Origin of the sequence: Escherichia sp. AM3, from assembly GCF_032029835.1 — a bacterium.
Lineage (GTDB): Bacteria > Pseudomonadota > Gammaproteobacteria > Enterobacterales > Enterobacteriaceae > Escherichia > Escherichia coli.
This window is the reverse complement of the sequence record NZ_JAVUPQ010001147.1, coordinates 1-252: the sequence shown is the minus strand read 5'-3', so window position 1 is coordinate 252 and position 252 is coordinate 1. Positions and strand designations below refer to the sequence as shown.

At 33.7% G+C, this 252-nt stretch carries 1 protein-coding gene; it reads right to left on the bottom strand.

Features of this window, described 5'->3' with window-relative positions:
- Positions 1–252 (bottom strand): hypothetical protein (locus RTW80_RS30085; protein ID WP_312721837.1); only part of this gene is annotated, 252 nt, incomplete at both ends.

The following is a 252-nucleotide window of genomic DNA, read 5'->3' as shown; positions in this document are numbered from 1 at the left end:
CGATTCAATTATTGTAATAACCCTTGCCTCTTCTTTATTCTCATATTTCTTATCTGTTCGGCTTAAAAGAGCCATGAAATTTTCCTTATCAAGAAGGTAATACTGCGCATGAGCAAACTCATGTCCCAAACCTAATGCAGGCGATTGTGATTTCGAGTTTAATTCAGTTGAACAAAATAAAGATGCTCTACTATTCCAATATATCGCCATATTATTCGAATTAAATCTAACATTGGTTCCTTCAATATACTC